This window comes from Vibrio hannami, assembly GCF_029589055.1.
Classification (GTDB): domain Bacteria; phylum Pseudomonadota; class Gammaproteobacteria; order Enterobacterales; family Vibrionaceae; genus Vibrio; species Vibrio hannami.
This window is the reverse complement of record NZ_JARQZP010000007.1, coordinates 2173274-2190851: the sequence shown is the minus strand read 5'-3', so window position 1 is coordinate 2190851 and position 17578 is coordinate 2173274. Positions and strand designations below refer to the sequence as shown.

Here is a 17578-nt window from a genome sequence, read left to right as displayed (position 1 = left end):
GATAAACATAAATGATAAAACCTAAGGTGATTTACCCCCTGCTTGCTCTTCTGGTTGCGGTGGGTGTGGTTAGCTTGTCAAAAGTAGATAAAGCCCCTCTTACAGAACCCAAACCTGCACAGCCGCCTTTTCCTATTTCAAATGATTACGATGGATTATGGCTTGGGGAGCGTCATGATGTAAGCGGAGATTCTATCTGCCTGGATACAGCAATCACAGGTAAAATATCAAAAGGTGAAGTAGAACTTAAGTTGGTCTATAACAATACCAATCTGACTGGCTGGGTGTCCGAGAAGGGAGAGGTTGTACTGTATTCAGACAGTCAACGCTGGGGCTACAGATTCTCTGGGCAAATTATTAATCAGAGAATGGCAGGCGACTGGAAGGTAACTAATGCAGCCTGCCATGGAACATGGCATGTCGATAAGGTGTCCGGGAAGTAAATCCCGGGGCCTTTCATATATTTTACGCTTGTCCTGTTATGTTGGCCTTGAATCCTTCGATTGGCCGGCCGGGGGTAAATTCCAGATAATTTTGGATGTTTTCAAGGGCATCATCTTCGTAATGAGAAACATAAAGAAGTTGGCTCAAGTTTTCTCTGGCAATTAACTCGAGAGTATTTTTAACCAGCCTTCGCCCCAGGAAGTCCAGTCCCTGGTATGGTTCATCCAAAATAAGAAGTGTTGGTTGTTTTACTATCGCGCGGGCGATTAACAGTAGTCTTTGCTGGCCATACTCAAGTTGTTTAAACGCTATATTTCTAAACTGGCTCATGTGTAGAATTTCCAGCCACTCTTTGGCTACCTCTACTTCTTGCTTTGAGGGTTTTTGATATAAGCCTATAGAGTCGTAAAAGCCAGAAATAATAACTTCCAACGCACTACAGTTTACCCGGTATTGTAAGTGGAGCGCTGACGACACCATGCCTATATGTTGCTTTATTTCCCAGATCGTTTCGCCACTGCCTCTTTGCTTGCCAAAGATTTGAATATCGTTGCTATAACACTGAGGATGGTCGCCAAATATAAGTCCAAGTAGGGTGCTTTTACCACTACCGTTCGGCCCTTTTACCTGCCAGTGTTCACCGTTGTTAATACGCCAGTTGACTTCCGAAAAAATGACTTTTTCGGTATAAGCAACCTTTCCATCTGTAAGCTGGAATACGGGGTTATCAAATTTAGCCTGATGTCTATGGCTTCGAATGAGCGACATGATCTGTTCACTCTGTTCCTTAGATTGCTGTTTTAACTGCGTGATTATCGGGTGGCTATCCCAGTCAGATTTCATCATCTTCTCTTCCAGTTTTCCTGAACTGAAAAGAGCGATATTTTCTATCCACTCAGGCATATCCTCTTCACGGGAAACAATAACGATCATCTGGATGTGTGAGGAAAGCTTATTCAGATATTCAGCCAGAGTTTTTCTATGCTCTACATCGAGTCCGGTAAAGGGTTCGTCCAGTACGATGAGTTCAGGAGACGTAGCTATTGCTCTAGCGAGCATAACTCGGCGGGTCTCGCCTGTAGAAAGAACTCGAAACCCGGAATCTTTCAGATGCTCAAGATCCAGATCTTTGATAAGAGAATTAAATAATTGTTCGTCATTGCTATTTTCGCTTATGAGAGAAAATACCGTGCTTCCGGTATCAATTCGGTCCAGAAAGTCGGTATCGTCTTTAGCAATCTCTGACTCTAACAATCTTTGTTGCTCAACCAGTGATACTTGAGCTATTTTTTCCCCGCTTGCTGTAAAAGAGCCTGAGGAAGCTGGATGTGATTCACAAAGTAAATCGCCAAGCAAGGAACCTACATCGCCGTCGGTACTGAATATTCCCCAGGACTGATTATTTTCGATAGTCCAGCTATCAATTTTAAGCTGGTAGGTTGGTGTGTTGGCATTTAACTGATTAAAAACGATTTCCATATCTGCTTTACTTTTTCTACGTTGTTTATCAAATCTTACTTCAAGTTAGGAGTAGATCGCGAGAAAACAAAAAAAGTTTACACAGGTATAGACACTGTATGAATCAACAGTATAATGAACCGCAGAAATAAAAAATCACTTTGTGTGGAGAAAGTAATGGACGAGAACAAACAGAAGGCTCTTGCCGCGGCGCTTGGTCAGATTGAAAAACAATTTGGTAAAGGTTCTATCATGCGCCTTGGTGACAACCGCACTATGGATGTTGAAACAGTATCTACTGGCTCACTGTCTCTGGATATTGCTCTTGGTGCTGGTGGCCTTCCAATGGGACGTATTGTTGAAATCTACGGTCCAGAAAGTTCAGGTAAAACAACGCTAACTCTTGAACTGATTGCCGCCGCTCAGCGTGAAGGCAAAACTTGTGCTTTCGTTGATGCAGAACACGCTCTTGATCCTGTCTACGCAAAAAAACTGGGTGTTAATATCGATGACCTGCTTGTGTCTCAGCCAGACACTGGTGAGCAGGCGCTTGAAATTTGTGATGCGCTAGCTCGTTCAGGTGCGGTCGACGTACTGGTTGTTGACTCCGTTGCAGCTCTTACACCTAAAGCTGAAATTGAAGGCGAGATGGGCGACAGCCACATGGGTCTTCAGGCACGTATGCTTTCTCAGGCTATGCGTAAGCTAACTGGTAACCTTAAGCAGTCAAACTGTATGTGTATCTTCATCAACCAGATCCGTATGAAGATCGGTGTGATGTTCGGTAACCCTGAAACAACTACTGGTGGTAACGCACTTAAGTTCTACGCTTCTGTTCGTCTTGATATTCGTCGTACCGGCGCTATCAAAGAAGGTGATGAAGTGGTTGGTAACGAAACCAAGATTAAGGTCGTTAAGAACAAGATTGCTGCGCCATTTAAAGAGGCTCATACACAAATTATGTATGGTCAGGGCTTCAACGCTGAGGGTGAATTGGTTGACCTTGGTGTTAAACACAAGCTTGTTGAAAAAGCGGGTGCCTGGTACAGCTACAAAGGCGATAAGATCGGTCAGGGTAAAGCAAATGCTTGTAAGTTCCTTCGTGAAAACCCTGAAGCAGCGAAAGAGATCGATACTAAGCTGCGTGAAATGCTACTGACTCCAGCTGTAATCGAAGAAGACGATGCAGAAGCAGAAATGCCGCTGGATGCTAAGTAATTTAAATAGTTAACTATAGAAGAAGGGCGCTTGCGCCCTTCTTTTTTACCTGATTTTTATATGTCTACATTTACTGCACTAGAAACCTCCATTTATCTTTTATCTCGCCGCGACCATGGCCGATTTGAATTGCTGCAGAAACTTAAAAGCAAAGGTTATTCGGAAGGAGATGCTGAAAAGGCGGTTCAGTACTGTGTTGAAAGCAACTATCTCAATGATCTTCGTTATGCTCAAAGCCAGGTGCGTCAGCATGTCTCTAAAGGACATGGCGTAAACAGAATCAAACAAGAGCTTTCGTTTAAACGCGTTGATGAAGAGTTGATTTATCGGGCTATTGAGTCTGAGGAAGTAGACTGGTTTGAGTTGGCTAAAGCCGTAGCTGAAAAGAAGTTTAAAGGTAAGAAGGCGTCAGATCAGAAGGAGTATGCTAAGCAGGTTCGATTCCTTCAGTATAGAGGTTTTGATTTCGAGCAGATCAATTATGCATTAAAGGCCGACGACTGATACGGTCTGGCGACTGGTTATTTCTCTGTTGCACCTGAATTAATTTTTTCATTAGCTCGCATCTTATATTGATTTGAGTATACAATACCCGCCATTAAATTATTGTGGGCGTTTCTGCCCCCTCCAGATTTCCATCTCGAAAGTTTCAGGAAGAGTCGCATGTACATGAGCACCGACGAGATACGCAGTGCGTTTCTAAAGTTCTTTGAAAGCAAAGGACACCAAATTGTAGATAGTTCTTCATTGGTACCAGCAAATGATCCAACATTGCTATTTACCAATGCGGGTATGAACCAGTTTAAAGATTGTTTCCTTGGCTTAGAAAAACGAGCCTATACCCGAGCCACTACAGCCCAGCGTTGTGTACGTGCCGGTGGTAAGCATAATGACCTTGAAAACGTAGGTTTCACAGCTCGTCACCACACATTCTTCGAAATGCTAGGCAACTTCAGCTTCGGTGACTACTTTAAAGAAGATGCAATTGCGTACGCTTGGGAGTTCCTGACGGAAACTCTTAAGCTACCAAAAGAGAAGCTGCTAGTAACAGTATACGAAACTGATGATGAAGCGTTTGATATCTGGAATAAAAAGATGAATATTCCAGCCGATCGCATTGTTCGTATTGGCGACAAAAAAGGCGGAAAACCTTACGAGTCAGATAACTTCTGGCAGATGGGTGACACTGGTCCTTGTGGTCCATGTACTGAGATCTTCTATGATCACGGCGAGCACATTTGGGGCGGCCGTCCTGGTACTCCAGAAGAAGACGGTGACCGTTTTATTGAGATCTGGAACAACGTATTTATGCAGTTCAACCGTCATGTCGACGGTACTATGGAACCGCTACCTAAGCCATCTGTTGATACTGGTATGGGTATCGAGCGTATTGCAGCAATTATGCAGGGCGTTCACTCAAACTATGAAATCGATGTATTCCAGACACTAATTAAAGCTGCTGCTGAAGTAACAGGTCACGAAGATCTTTCTAATCAGTCTCTGCGTGTAGTTGCTGACCATATTCGTTCTTGTGCATTCCTGATTGTTGATGGTGTTATGCCATCGAACGAAGGTCGTGGTTATGTGCTTCGTCGTATCATTCGTCGTGCAGTTCGTCACGGCAACAAGCTTGGCGCACAAGGTGCATTTTTCTACAAACTAGTTGGTGTACTTGCAGATGTGATGGGTACTGCTGGTGCTGAGCTTAAGAAGCAACAAGAGCTAGTGGAAAAAGTACTTCGAATCGAAGAAGAAAACTTTGGTCGTACACTTGAACGTGGTATGACAATCCTTACAGAAGCGCTGGATAGCCTTGATGGTAAGGTTCTTGATGGCGAAACCGTATTTAAACTATACGATACTTACGGTTTCCCGGCTGACTTAACCAACGACGTAGCTCGTGAAAGAGAGCTCTCTATCGACGAAGAAGGCTTCGAAAAAGCGATGGAAGCTCAGCGACAGCGTGCTCGTGAAGCTGGTCAGTTTGGTACTGATTACAACGAAGCAATTAAAGTTGATGCTTCAACAGAATTCCGTGGTTACGAAGGTACTGAGAGTAACTCAGACGTTGTGGCTCTGTTCGTGGAAGGTCAGGAAGCAGAAACGCTATCTGCTGGTGATAAAGCAATCGTAGTACTGAATGAGACCCCATTCTATGCAGAATCGGGCGGTCAGTGTGGCGATGCTGGTGTACTAAAAACAACAACTGGCCTTTTCAAAGTTGAAGACACACAAAAGCTGGGTAATGCAATTGCACACCATGGCGAGCTAACTGAAGGTGTGTTCGCTAAAGGTGACAAGGTTGAAGCTATCGTTGATGCAGAGCGTCGTGCAGCTATCTCTCTGAACCACTCTGCTACCCACCTTCTGCATGCAGCACTTCGCACTGTACTTGGCGAGCATGTGGCTCAGAAAGGTTCTCTTGTGAAGCCAGAAAACCTGCGTTTTGACTTCTCTCATCTAGAAGCTGTGAAACCAGAAGAGCTAAGAGAAGTAGAGCGTCTGGTTAACCTTCAGGTTCGTACCAACCACGATATTGAAACCAATGTAATGGATATTGAGTCTGCGAAAGCAAAAGGCGCAATGGCATTGTTTGGCGAAAAGTATGACGATGAAGTGCGCGTACTTTCAATGGGTGAGTTTTCGACAGAACTTTGTGGTGGTATCCACGCTAGTAATACTGGTGATATCGGCCTGTTTAAGATCACTTCAGAAGGTGGTATTGCAGCAGGCATCCGCCGTATTGAAGCGGTAACTGGTGAAGCTGCACTGGATGCAATTGAAGCTCAGCAGAAGCAGTACGAAGAGAAGCTTTCAGATTCTGCTTCAAAAGCAAAATCTCTGGAAAAAGAGATCCAGCAGCTTAAAGACAAACTGGCTGCCGTTGAAAGTGCAAACGTAATGGGCAAGGTTCAGGATATCGCTGGTCATAAAGTGTTGGTAGCAGCACTTGAAGGTGCAGATAACAAGAACCTTCGTACCATGGTAGACGATATCAAGAACCAGGTTGGCAGCGGTATTATTCTTCTGGCAAACGTAGCGAACGGCAAAGTCGGCCTTATTGCAGGTGTAACTAAAGATCTTACTGGCAAGGTTAAAGCTGGTGAGTTAGTTAATCTTGTAGCGCAGCAGGTTGGTGGTAAAGGCGGCGGTCGTCCTGACATGGCTCAGGCTGGTGGTACCGATGTGGATGCACTACCAGAAGCACTTAAGTCTGTTCAGCCTTGGTTAGAAGAGCGTTTGGGCGAATAACTGACTGTCTTGAAGTTCTAGTTCAAGAATAGAGTAAAACAAAGCCAACTAACCGCGGTTAGTTGGTTTTTCTGTTTATAACTGAGTATACAAATACGGACGAGATTAATTCTCGGGGAAGGTGGAAGCCGGTGAAAAAGCCGCTACATGTTTTAAAGTTTGGTGGTACTTCTGTAGGTACTATAGAACGTATCAAAATGGTTGCTGAGCGTGTTGTTCAAATTAAAGAGTCTGGCATTAATCTGGTGGTGGTTGTCTCAGCTATGTCGGGTGAGACAAACCGTTTAATGAGCCTGGCAAAAGAAATTGATGCGGTGCCAGATGCGCGTGAGCTTGACGTTTTGCTGTCGGCTGGTGAGCAGGTTTCGATGTCTTTATTGTCCATGACGCTAAATAACATGGGGTACAAAGCGAGCTCATTAACTGGCGGACAGGCCGGTATTTACACCGACAACCTGCACAATGACGCAACTATCAGAAATATTAAAACAGACTCGATTAATGAACTTCTGTCAGACGATCAGATCGTAATTGTAGCGGGTTTTCAGGGAATAAATGAAAATGGAGATATTACGACTCTGGGTCGTGGTGGCTCTGATACGACAGCTGTCGCTATTGCCGGTGCTTTGCAAGCCGATGAGTGCCAGATTTTTACAGATGTAGACGGTATATATACATGTGATCCTCGTATTGTCGGCGACGCTAAGAAACTTAATATTATTGACTTTCCAAATATGGAAGAGATGGCACGAAAAGGCGCCAAAGTTCTACACCTGCCGTGCGTTGTCGAAGCGAAAGGTAAGAGTATTCCACTTCGAGTTCGCTCTTCGTTTTCTGAAGACTCAGGCACTCTGGTAAAAGGGAGTGAGTGTCTACATGGCGTTTGCGGTATCGCAATTCAAAAAGATCTCGTTTTTATCCATGTAGATAAGTTAGAATTCGATGGCCTTGTTAAGCAATGCCGATTGCTTGGTATCCAGGTCTGGACTGTGATCGAGGATACAAATCGACAAGGTGTTGTTGTTAAACAAGAGTCTTTCGACAAGATAGCACTGGTTTTTGGCGACAAAATCCGTAATAGTGAACAGGTGAGTTCACTTACATGCGTAGGCAGTAAGGCAGAAGGAATTGTTCAACACTCAACTGAAATTCTTTCGGAAAATGCGATAGAGATCTTTGCTTCGACAACCGGTCAGCAATTTTCAATGTTATTACTTAAACTAGAAGTAGTAGAAAGAGCAGCTAATATTATTCACGAGACTTTCATAGTTGCGAGAGACCTTGTTGAAAAACAAGATAAATTAGCCGTAATTTAGTGTTAAGCTAATTTACGGGCCTATCGAATTTGTGAATAATAAGCAGAATAAAGAGATATAGTTCAGAGATCACTCAAGGAGCACAGAATGCTGATTTTGACTCGCCGAGTAGGCGAAACTTTAATGATTGGTGATGAAGTTACCGTTACGGTTCTTGGCGTAAAAGGTAATCAGGTACGTATTGGTGTAAACGCGCCAAAAGAAGTATCGGTTCACCGTGAAGAAATTTATATGCGTATACAAGCAGAAAAGGGTACTGGTAACCCTGGTTCGGGCAACTACTAATCCAGATATTAAGGCTAGTGTGTTCACTAGCCTTTTTCTTTTCATCTGACTGCTTTTTCGCCATGAAAAGTGACAAAAAAGTAGCAATCTAACCACTATTGGTTGAATCCTGTTCTATCACACAATTTTTACCGATTTAATATCAGAAAGTCATTGACATATTTTTGGTAAATCGTAATATGTGCGTCCGCAAGATGGTGAGGTGGCCGAGAGGCTGAAGGCGCTCCCCTGCTAAGGGAGTATACGGTTTGTAGCCGTATCGAGGGTTCGAATCCCTCCCTCACCGCCATTTTCTTTATTGAAAATACTTGCAGATTATAGACAACGCGCTCGTAGCTCAGCTGGATAGAGTACCTGGCTACGAACCAGGCGGTCGAAGGTTCGAATCCTTCCGAGCGCGCCATTCTATAAAAAAGGTGAGGTGGCCGAGAGGCTGAAGGCGCTCCCCTGCTAAGGGAGTATACGGTTTGTAGCCGTATCGAGGGTTCGAATCCCTCCCTCACCGCCATTTAACTTGCTTAGTTGCAAGTTGACTAAATGGTCAAAAAAGGCCATTTTTTTAGTTTCTTAGAAACTAAAGTGTGATAGACTTCACAACCTCGCGCGCTCGTAGCTCAGCTGGATAGAGTACCTGGCTACGAACCAGGCGGTCGAAGGTTCGAATCCTTCCGAGCGCGCCATTATTAAAAATGAATATAATCATTTGGTTATAGAAAATATCTCAGTGCGCTCGTAGCTCAGCTGGATAGAGTACCTGGCTACGAACCAGGCGGTCGAAGGTTCGAATCCTTCCGAGCGCGCCATTTTCTACTACCTTTTATTATGTTCATACAAAAAGAATTACTGCGCGCTCGTAGCTCAGCTGGATAGAGTACCTGGCTACGAACCAGGCGGTCGAAGGTTCGAATCCTTCCGAGCGCGCCATTCTTTCACATTTAAATGTAAACAATTTATATTGCGCGCTCGTAGCTCAGCTGGATAGAGTACCTGGCTACGAACCAGGCGGTCGAAGGTTCGAATCCTTCCGAGCGCGCCATTCTTTCACATTTAGATGTAAACAAAATTATATTGCGCGCTCGTAGCTCAGCTGGATAGAGTACCTGGCTACGAACCAGGCGGTCGAAGGTTCGAATCCTTCCGAGCGCGCCATCATCTCAAGGCCTTGCTTCTGCAAGGCCTTTCTCATTTCAGGTACTTTGCCTAAGTTCAGTTAATGATTAGCAACAGTCTGGTCCATGCGCCATTATCAACAAAACAGCAGAACAACAAAGATGGCTATTAGTGTTAATTTAATGTATGTTTTTATGTAACATTTTATTTACATGTAATTGTTTTTTAATTGAAAATATCAGTTTTATTACTCATATCGCATTAATCTTGTACTTTTTCCCTTAAGTTATCGTTAACGCCTAGTTAAATAGACTAAAAATAATGACAAATAGAGTTTAAAGTCGTTATTTGTCCATAAATGGCGCTAAATTTGTGTGTTATCTTTCATACACCTGTAAACCAAATTGACAATTATTTTCCAATCGAGATAATCCTAAGCCGCGTCAAGTTCGCTATATGGAAAAATCGAATTTGGCATTTTGTCAGGATGACAAGAAAGGAAGCATAATGACAGATATTGGAAGCTTATTAGGGGAAGCAGCTACGCTGATGGTCACAGGGATGGCCGTGGTTTTTGTTTTTCTTACTATTCTCGTTTACCTAGTTCGGTTGATGTCACGGTTACTTCCAGAAGAAGTACCACAACCGATCCCAGCACCAATTCAAAATTCACAAGTTCAACCAACATCATCATCTACTGTTAGCCCACAAGTTGTTGCAGCTATTTCTGCTGCTGTACATAAGTACCGCAACTCTAACGCTAAGTAAGTAGCTTTGAGCAGGAATAAAAGGAGTTTATAAGCATGTCTAAACCACTTGCTATTACCGACGTAGTACTACGCGACGCTCACCAATCGCTATTCGCTACTCGTATGCGTATCGAAGATATGTTACCGATTGCGGCCGAGCTAGACAAAGTTGGCTACTGGTCTTTAGAGACATGGGGTGGCGCTACATTTGATTCATGTATCCGTTTCTTGGGCGAAGACCCATGGGAGCGCTTACGTGAGCTGAAAAAGGCGATGCCGAATACCCCAATGCAGATGCTTCTTCGTGGGCAGAACCTGTTGGGCTATCGTCATTATGGTGATGATGTTGTAGAAAAATTCGTAGAGCGTGCTCACGCTAATGGTATGGACGTATTCCGTATCTTTGATGCGATGAACGACGTTCGTAACTTCCAGAAAGCGGTTAAGTCAGCAATCGATGTTGGTGCTCACGCTCAGGGCACGCTTTCGTACACGACCAGCCCGGTACACAATGCTGATACGTGGGTAGATCTAGCGAAGCGTCTTGAGGATCTTGGTTGTCACTCTTTATGTATTAAAGATATGTCAGGTCTGCTTAAGCCTTATGAAGCAGAAGAGCTGATCACCCGGATTAAAGAATCTTGTGATGTGCCACTTGCACTTCACTGCCACGCAACAACGGGTCTTTCGACTGCAACCGCAGTGAAAGCAGTGGAGTCGGGTCTGGATATTCTGGATACCGCTATTTCTTCAATGAGCCAGACTTATGGCCATACTCCAACGGAAACCGTTGTTGCAATGCTTGAAGGTACTGAGCGTGACACTGGCCTGAAGCTTGATCAGATTGAACCTATCGCGGCTTACTTCCGTGAAGTACGTAAGAAGTACGCGAAGTGGGAAGGTCAGCTGAAAGGTGTGGACTCACGTATTCTTATTGCTCAGGTTCCTGGTGGCATGTTAACCAACATGGAAGGCCAGCTAAAAGAGCAAGGTGCTGCAGATCGTATTGATGAGGTACTGGAAGAGATCCCACGCGTACGTGAAGATCTTGGTTTTATTCCATTGGTAACACCAACGTCTCAGATCGTAGGTACACAGGCTGTAATCAACGTTCTAACTGGTGAGCGCTATAAGAGCATTACTAAAGAAACAGCAGGTGTGCTTAAAGGTGAATATGGTTCTGCTCCAGCAGAAGTTAACAAAGAGCTTCAGGCTAGAGTTCTTGATGGTGCTGAGCCTGTAACTTGCCGTCCAGCTGATCTTATTGAAGACGAGCTAGATGCATTAACTACTGATCTTCTTGAGAAAGCGAAAGTAGAAGGTATCTCGTTAGCTGAGGACACAGTTGATGACGTACTGACTTATGCTCTGTTCCCTCAGGTAGGTCTGAAGTTCCTTAAGAATCGTCGTAACCCAGATGCATTTGAGCCAGCACCTGGTACCGAGCCTGAAGCTAAAGCCGCTCCAGCTCCAACGGCTGCACCAGCAGCAGGCGGTATTGAGTCTTACAGCGTGAAGGTTGATGGCCAGGTATACGATGTTGAAGTTGGTCCTCAGGGACAACTAACATCCGTAACTCCAGCCGGTTCTCCTGCGCCTACACCAGCCCCGGCTGCAGCGCCAGCAACTGCCGCAAATGCAGAAGCTGTTCCAGCGCCTCTGGCGGGTACAATCTTCAAGGTAAATGTTCAGCCAGGTGCTCAGGTAGCTGAAGGTGATGTTCTTATAATTCTTGAAGCGATGAAGATGGAGACTGAAGTTCGTGCGACTCGTGCGGGTACAGTTGCTGACATTCAGGTTAAAGAAGGCGATTCAGTTGCAGTGGGTGCACCACTTCTGAGTCTTGCATAAGGGAGAATCATGGACGGTTTATTGATTCTTTGGTCTGAGACAGGGATAGCGAACTTCGATTTTGGCCAGATCGCCATGATCATTGTTGGTTGTTTGTTGCTGTTTCTGGCGATTCGTAAGGGCTTTGAGCCCTTACTACTGCTGCCGATCGGTTTTGGTGCCATTCTGGCAAACATTCCGGGCGCTGGGTTTACCGAAGAAGGTGGTCTGCTTTACTACGTTTACTATGCAGGTATTGAAACCGGGATCTTCCCGCTTCTTATCTTCATGGGGGTAGGTGCAATGACCGACTTCGGTGCGCTTATCGCTAACCCTAAAACGCTGTGGTTAGGCGCAGCAGCACAGTTCGGTATCTTCGCGACACTGTTTGGTGCGATTTTGCTTAACTACATTCCAGGTATGGAGTTCTCGCTTGCAGATGCATCTTCTATCGCGATTATCGGTGGTGCAGATGGCCCGACAGCAATATTCCTCTCTAGCCAGCTTTCGCCGGACTTATTAGGTGCAATTGCCGTAGCAGCGTATAGCTACATGGCACTTGTTCCTATTATCCAGCCACCGATTATGAAAGCTCTGACTACTGAAGATGAGCGTAAGATCAAGATGGCTCAGTTGCGTCATGTTGGTAAGGCCGAGAAGATTATCTTCCCTCTTGCAGTATTGCTAATGGCTATCCTGTTCCTACCCCCGGCAACTCCGCTGGTTGGTATGTTCTGTTTGGGTAACCTGATGCGTGAAGCAGGTGTGGTAGAGCGTTTGTCGAAAACGGCTCAGAATGAGCTGATCAACATTGTGACTATCTTCCTTGGCCTGGGTGTTGGTTCTAAGCTCCAGGCAGATAAGTTCCTGAATGTAGAAACCTTGGGTATTCTGGCTCTTGGTGCCGTAGCGTTCAGTATCGGTACAGCTTGTGGCGTACTGATGGCTAAGCTACTTAACAAGTACTCAGAAGAGGATATCAACCCACTTATTGGTGCGGCTGGTGTATCTGCAGTGCCAATGGCAGCACGTGTTGTTAACAAGGTTGGTCTTCAGGCAAACCCACACAACTTCCTGCTAATGCACGCGATGGGGCCAAACGTTGCTGGTGTTCTTGGTTCTGCAGTAGCTGCAGGTATTCTACTGGCACTTGTTGGCTAATTTGAGAGCTTAACTCTTGTACAGAGTCTAACCAAACCGGTGAAAATGGTTTATAGTCAAAGGGATGCTTAATGCATCCCTTTTGTTTTTGCAGAAATACCGTCATTCCGTATAGCGAGGGACGAGCGTAGTACGGAATCTGATTTTGCGCTTTGTTATTAGATTCCGGATATTCGCTTAGGTTCATTCCGGAATGACGATTTAGCTTTGGATTGATAGGGAAATTTACATGACAGAGAATAAAAAAATTGTAATCACTAAGTTTGGTGGTCCAGAAGTATTAGCGATTCAAAGTGAGCCAATACCAGAACCAGAAGCTGGAGAAGTATTAGTCAAAGTATTCTTTGCAGGGGTAAATCCTATTGATTATAAAACTCGCGCAGGCTTGGGATGGGCTGCAGAGCAGAACAAAGATAAACTTCCCTGGACACCGGGTTATGACATCTCAGGTAAAGTTGTAAAACTCGGTGAAGGTGTTAAATCGCTTGATGTTGATAATTACGTTGCTGGTCTCGTCGGCTTCCCGCTTGATGGTGGTGGCTATAGTCAGTACTTATGTGTACCTGAAGAAAAGCTATGCCGGGTTCCAGATGCCGTTACCCTTGAGGGTGCCGCCGTACTTCCAGCTGGCGGTCAAACAGCGGCTCAGGCGATGAACAAAGTTGGTGTGACAGCTGAAGATCGCGTATTGATTCTGGCTGGAGCCGGTGGCGTAGGGCATTTGGCTGTTCAGATTGCGGTAGCCGCTCAGGCTGAGGTTTACACGACATGCAGTGAAGCGAACCTGGATTTCCTTGCCAACCTGGGTGCTCACGCTATCAACTATCAGTTTGCACCTGTATCGGAACGTTTAACTGATGTTGATGTCCTAATTGATCTGGTTGGCGGAGATGCCGCTCTGGATGCGCTTAAATGCCTGAAAGATGGTGCGAGAGTGGTGACTGTTCCAACTATTACCGCAGATATAATTTGTGAAAAAGCAAAGCTACTGGGTTTTGAAGCAACGGGAATGCTGGTCGAACCGGACATTGAGCAGCTCGAAACCATGTTATATATGGTAAGTGTTGGTCTGTTAAAGACAGAAGTTCAGAAGGTATACTCATACAAAGACGTTGCGGAAGCACATAAACAGGTAGAAACGGGCAGAACACGAGGCAAGGTATTACTTGACATGCAACATTGATAGACACGTTTTCCCACTGGTTTAGTGAGTCAGCGCTTTGGGTACTGTTTTCCTCAGGCTTTCTTAGCGCGACTCTTCTTCCTGGAAGTTCAGAAGCGACACTTGTCGCAACGCTGACACTCCAACAATATTCAGTTACAACCGTTGTGTTAGTTTCCACCATTGGTAATACGTTAGGTGGTATGACCAACTATTGGCTAGGTTTATGGTTACCTAACCGAACTCAGAAAGAAAAACATGGTCATAAAGCCATACGCTGGTTAACCAAACATGGATACTTTGCGCTACTCTTTAGTTGGCTACCTGTGATTGGAGACCCTCTTTGTTTAGCGGCTGGTTGGTTACGTATGAAGTTTTTACCGTGCCTGATTCTTGTCGCTATTGGTAAAGCTCTCAGATACAGCCTTTTGGCTGCGCTATTTTTAGGTTTTTTTAGGAACTCTTATGAGAAAAATCTGGCTTGGAATTGTTTCTCTGGCTGCCCTGTATGGCTGCTCACAGACAGCTCATTTCGATATTATTTCAAACTTACCGCAAGGGATTACTCTGGTAGAAGAAGTCGGGGATATTCCGGGTAAAGTTAATATTCCTTACTCAAAGTATGAACTTGATAACGGGCTTACTTTGATACTTGCCCCCGATCATTCTGATCCTCTAGTACATGTTGACGTAACCTATCATGTAGGTTCGGCCCGGGAAGAGGTTGGAAAGTCCGGATTTGCGCATTTCTTTGAACATATGATGTTCCAGGGATCAGAGCATGTTGGAGATCAGGAACACTTTAAAATAATCACCGAAGCGGGTGGTACGTTAAATGGTACGACTAACCGCGACAGAACTAACTACTTTGAAACCGTTCCAGCAAACCAACTGGAAAAAGTGCTCTGGCTTGAATCGGATCGCATGGGGTTTCTTATCGATGCGGTTTCCCAGCGTAAATTTGAGATTCAGCGTGATACGGTTAAGAATGAAAGAGCTCAGAATTACGATAACAGACCTTATGGTTTGATGTGGGAACGCATCGGGGAAGCGATGTACCCTGAAGGTCACCCATATTCCTGGCAGACGATCGGGTATGTAGAAGACCTGGATCGGGTTGATGTAAATGACCTTAAAGCCTTTTTCCTCCGTTGGTATGGGCCAAATAACTCAACGCTAACTATTGGTGGCGATATTGATACCGAACAAACTCTAGAGTGGGTGAAGAAGTACTTCGGTTCTATTCCACGAGGCCCGGAAGTTGAAAAGGCTCCAAAGCAGCCTGTCACTTTACCCGAGAGCCGTTTCATCACATTGGAAGACAGAATTCGCCAGCCGATGGTGATGATCGGTTGGCCAACAGGTTATCGAGGTGATGACGACCAGACCGCTTTAGATACTCTGGCCGAAGTCCTTGGTGGTGGCAAAAATAGCATTCTTTATCAGGAGCTGGTGAAAACAGAAAAAGCGATTGATGCTGGTGCATTCCATCAATGTTCCGAGTTGTCATGTAGCTTTTATGTCTATGGCATGGGCGAATCTGGTGAAAAAGGCGATTTGACGCCGATCTACAACGAATTGATGGCTGTTTTGGACAAGTTTGCTAAACAGGGAGCAAATCCCGACAAGCTGGAGCAGATAACCGGTCGATCAGAAGCCGGTGCGGTATTCGCTTTGCAGAGTGTAAGAGGCAAGGTTTCCCAACTGGCCTCTAATGAGACCTTTTATGGGCAGCCGGATCGCATTGAGTCTGAACTTGAGAAAATTCGAGCAGTTACACCAGAGTCAGTAATGCAGGTGTATAAAAAATACGTAGAAGGTAAAAACAAGGTTACTTTAAGTGTTATTCCGAGGGGTAAAAAGGAGCTTGCTGTTCAGGATGCCACCTTTGTGACACCTCCTCGAACTTTACCCGAGTACACCAAAATTGCGGATAGCGAACTGAAGTATGAGAAGGCGGTCGATAATTTTGACCGCTCGGTGATGCCTGCCGTTGGTGAGGCGGTTAAAGGTACAATGCCTACACTTTATCGCCTTCATATGGATAGCGGTATGGAAGTTCTGGGTACTAAGACTTCTGAAACCCCAACTGTTCTGTTGCAGATTCAGCTTCCTGCTGGGAACCGTTTTGTGGCTCCCGGAAAAGAAGGTCTTGCTGCCATGACTGCTGATTTGGTCATGGAGGGCTCTCAGCTCAGAAGTATCGAAAAGATTCAGGCAGAGTTAGATAAGCTTGGTAGTAGTATCAGCATGGGGTCGGGTAACTATACCACGACTATCACCGTATCCTCTCTGGAGAGAAACCTAACTGAAACCCTGGCTATCCTTGAGGAGTTGCTATTTAAACCTGCATTTAAACAAGAGGATTTTGACAGGCTGAAAAAGCAATCATTAGAAGGATTGATCTACGAGCATCAGAAACCTTCCTGGTTAGCTTCTCAGGCGACAAGGCAAGTCTTGTTTGGGGGAACGGTATACGGTCGTTCCAGTGATGGTACTGTAGCATCCGTTGAATCTCTGACGCTGGATGATGTAAAGGCGTTTTACGCTTCTAACTATACGCCTCAGGGAGCAGAACTGCTGGCGGTTGGCGATATTTCTAAGTCTAAGCTTGAAGATGAGTTGGCGTTTTTAAATGACTGGAGTGGTGAGAATGCACCTCTGTTGAGACCACAAGTAATACCAACGTTAACTAAGCAAAAGATCTACCTGATAGACAAACCACAGGCGCCGCAAAGTGTTGTTCGGCTAGTTAGGGCGGGTTTGCCGTACGATGCCGTTGGTGAGCAATACCTCTCTAGATTAGCGAACTTTAATCTTGCTGGTAACTTTAATAGCCGTATAAACCAGAACCTGAGAGAAGATAAAGGTTATACCTACGGAGCCAGTGGTTATCACGCGAGCAACAGGGAAATTGGCCTTATCGTATTTGATGCGCAGGTGAGAGCGGACTCTACAGTTCCATCGATACAAGAGTTTATCAAAGAGATGGAGAGCTATGCGGATAAAGGCATTACAGACAAGGAGATGAACTTTATGCGCCTTGCTGTTGGACAACAAGATGCACTTAAGTATGAAACTCCATCTAAAAAGGCCCAGCTGTTGCAGAACATATTGGTTTATTCTTTAGATGATGACTATATCGAGCAACGTTACGAGCTACTGGAGAATGTTCAGAAGGAAGAACTGAATGCTATTGCGAGTAAATGGTTCCATCCGGATGACTACCAGATAGTGGTGGTTGGCGATGCAGAATCACTGCTCCCGCAGCTACAAAAGCTGAATATTCCTGTAGAGCAACTTGAAATTCAGAAGTAGTGAACCAATAAATAAGAGAGGCGAAAATGCTTCTCTTATTTTTGATAAGCCCAAACATCGTCATTCCCGCACTAGCCGTGCGCCTTGGCGGGAATCTAATGAAATTAGATAAATGAACTGAGTAGTACCCTGCCTTCGCAGGGATGACGGACTTTATCAATGAGTTAAGAGGCAGAAATACCTCTCTATTTGTATCTATAATTTCTCTTTATATTTGTTGCTGGTAATCTTTTGTCAAAAGAGTAACCTACGCGAAAACTAATTAAAATAAGTGG

Annotated in this window: 12 protein-coding genes, 8 tRNA genes and 1 pseudogene; 20 read left to right on the top strand and 1 reads right to left on the bottom strand. The window is 44.9% G+C overall.

Annotation, left to right across the window (positions count from 1 at the left end; all coding sequences use genetic code 11):
* Positions 1-11: 11 nt before the first annotated feature.
* A complete protein-coding gene (locus P7F88_RS24555) occupies positions 12-443 on the top strand; it encodes a hypothetical protein (RefSeq protein ID WP_277829131.1) in 432 nt (143 codons plus the stop codon).
* Positions 444-465: 22 nt separating this feature from the next.
* Here the strand turns inward: P7F88_RS24555 and modF are convergent, their stop codons facing one another.
* A complete protein-coding gene (modF, locus tag P7F88_RS24550) occupies positions 466-1923 on the bottom strand; it encodes a molybdate ABC transporter ATP-binding protein ModF (RefSeq protein ID WP_277829130.1) in 1458 nt (485 codons plus the stop codon).
* 156 nt (positions 1924-2079) lie between these two features.
* On the opposite strand from modF, the gene recA reads away from it, so the two are divergent.
* The 19 genes and pseudogenes from recA to P7F88_RS24455 all read left to right on the top strand — a co-directional run bounded on the left by recA (position 2080) and on the right by P7F88_RS24455 (position 17303).
* On the top strand, positions 2080-3120 hold the full coding sequence (gene recA, locus P7F88_RS24545) for a recombinase RecA (protein ID WP_277829129.1): 1041 nt from the start codon (positions 2080-2082) through the stop codon (positions 3118-3120).
* 60 nt (positions 3121-3180) lie between these two features.
* Entirely contained in the window at positions 3181-3624 is a 444-nt protein-coding gene (gene recX, locus P7F88_RS24540; RefSeq protein ID WP_277829128.1) for a recombination regulator RecX, read from the top strand.
* A gap of 159 nt (positions 3625-3783) precedes the next feature.
* Entirely contained in the window at positions 3784-6372 is a 2589-nt protein-coding gene (gene alaS, locus P7F88_RS24535; protein ID WP_277829127.1) for an alanine--tRNA ligase, read from the top strand.
* A gap of 131 nt (positions 6373-6503) precedes the next feature.
* Positions 6504-7688 carry an aspartate kinase gene (locus tag P7F88_RS24530; RefSeq protein ID WP_277829126.1) on the top strand — a complete coding sequence of 395 codons (1185 nt, stop codon included), beginning with the start codon at positions 6504-6506 and terminating at the stop codon, positions 7686-7688.
* A gap of 87 nt (positions 7689-7775) precedes the next feature.
* The gene (gene csrA / locus P7F88_RS24525; RefSeq protein ID WP_277829125.1) at positions 7776-7973 is read left to right on the top strand and encodes a carbon storage regulator CsrA; all 198 of its coding nucleotides are present in this window, start codon (positions 7776-7778) and stop codon (positions 7971-7973) included.
* Between the two features lie 196 nt (positions 7974-8169).
* Positions 8170-8262: transfer RNA gene (locus P7F88_RS24520), tRNA-Ser, on the top strand.
* A gap of 37 nt (positions 8263-8299) precedes the next feature.
* Positions 8300-8376, top strand: a tRNA-Arg gene (locus tag P7F88_RS24515).
* Between the two features lie 12 nt (positions 8377-8388).
* Positions 8389-8481: transfer RNA gene (locus tag P7F88_RS24510), tRNA-Ser, on the top strand.
* 95 nt (positions 8482-8576) lie between these two features.
* Positions 8577-8653: transfer RNA gene (locus tag P7F88_RS24505), tRNA-Arg, on the top strand.
* Positions 8654-8699: 46 nt separating this feature from the next.
* Positions 8700-8776 (top strand) — tRNA-Arg (locus P7F88_RS24500).
* Positions 8777-8820: 44 nt separating this feature from the next.
* Positions 8821-8897 (top strand) — tRNA-Arg (locus tag P7F88_RS24495).
* Positions 8898-8932: 35 nt separating this feature from the next.
* A tRNA-Arg gene (locus tag P7F88_RS24490) sits at positions 8933-9009 on the top strand.
* 36 nt (positions 9010-9045) lie between these two features.
* Positions 9046-9122, top strand: a tRNA-Arg gene (locus tag P7F88_RS24485).
* A 468-nt stretch (positions 9123-9590) separates the two neighbouring features.
* A complete protein-coding gene (locus P7F88_RS24480; protein ID WP_277829124.1) occupies positions 9591-9851 on the top strand; it encodes an oxaloacetate decarboxylase subunit gamma in 261 nt (86 codons plus the stop codon).
* Between the two features lie 35 nt (positions 9852-9886).
* Positions 9887-11683 (top strand): sodium-extruding oxaloacetate decarboxylase subunit alpha, encoded by a 1797-nt coding sequence (gene oadA, locus P7F88_RS24475; protein ID WP_277829123.1) that lies wholly within the window; start codon positions 9887-9889, stop codon positions 11681-11683.
* Positions 11684-11692: 9 nt separating this feature from the next.
* Positions 11693-12823 (top strand): sodium ion-translocating decarboxylase subunit beta, encoded by a 1131-nt coding sequence (locus P7F88_RS24470; RefSeq protein WP_277829122.1) that lies wholly within the window; start codon positions 11693-11695, stop codon positions 12821-12823.
* Positions 12824-13052: 229 nt separating this feature from the next.
* Positions 13053-14006, top strand: a complete 954-nt coding sequence (locus tag P7F88_RS24465; protein ID WP_277829121.1) for an NADP-dependent oxidoreductase — start codon at positions 13053-13055, stop codon at positions 14004-14006.
* Positions 14003-14440 (top strand): annotated as a pseudogene (locus tag P7F88_RS24460) (YqaA family protein); the annotation flags it as partial. The gene P7F88_RS24465 and the pseudogene P7F88_RS24460, both read left to right, overlap by 4 nt.
* A gap of 10 nt (positions 14441-14450) precedes the next feature.
* Positions 14451-17303 carry a M16 family metallopeptidase gene (locus tag P7F88_RS24455; protein ID WP_277829120.1) on the top strand — a complete coding sequence of 951 codons (2853 nt, stop codon included), beginning with the start codon at positions 14451-14453 and terminating at the stop codon, positions 17301-17303.
* Positions 17304-17578: the final 275 nt, after the last annotated feature.

Excerpts from the sequence above, each read along its gene's own strand:
- oadA (WP_277829123.1), top strand. The coding sequence starts at position 9,887 with ATGTCTAAACCACTTGCTATTACCGACGTAGTACTACGCGACGCTCAC.
- recX (WP_277829128.1), top strand. The coding sequence starts at position 3,181 with ATGTCTACATTTACTGCACTAGAAACCTCCATTTATCTTTTATCTCGC.
- P7F88_RS24465 (WP_277829121.1), top strand. The coding sequence starts at position 13,053 with ATGACAGAGAATAAAAAAATTGTAATCACTAAGTTTGGTGGTCCAGAA.
- P7F88_RS24455 (WP_277829120.1), top strand. The coding sequence starts at position 14,451 with ATGAGAAAAATCTGGCTTGGAATTGTTTCTCTGGCTGCCCTGTATGGC.
- modF (WP_277829130.1), bottom strand. The coding sequence starts at position 1,923 with ATGGAAATCGTTTTTAATCAGTTAAATGCCAACACACCAACCTACCAG.
- P7F88_RS24480 (WP_277829124.1), top strand. The coding sequence starts at position 9,591 with ATGACAGATATTGGAAGCTTATTAGGGGAAGCAGCTACGCTGATGGTC.
- csrA (WP_277829125.1), top strand. The coding sequence starts at position 7,776 with ATGCTGATTTTGACTCGCCGAGTAGGCGAAACTTTAATGATTGGTGAT.
- P7F88_RS24555 (WP_277829131.1), top strand. The coding sequence starts at position 12 with ATGATAAAACCTAAGGTGATTTACCCCCTGCTTGCTCTTCTGGTTGCG.
- P7F88_RS24470 (WP_277829122.1), top strand. The coding sequence starts at position 11,693 with ATGGACGGTTTATTGATTCTTTGGTCTGAGACAGGGATAGCGAACTTC.
- recA (WP_277829129.1), top strand. The coding sequence starts at position 2,080 with ATGGACGAGAACAAACAGAAGGCTCTTGCCGCGGCGCTTGGTCAGATT.
- alaS (WP_277829127.1), top strand. The coding sequence starts at position 3,784 with ATGTACATGAGCACCGACGAGATACGCAGTGCGTTTCTAAAGTTCTTT.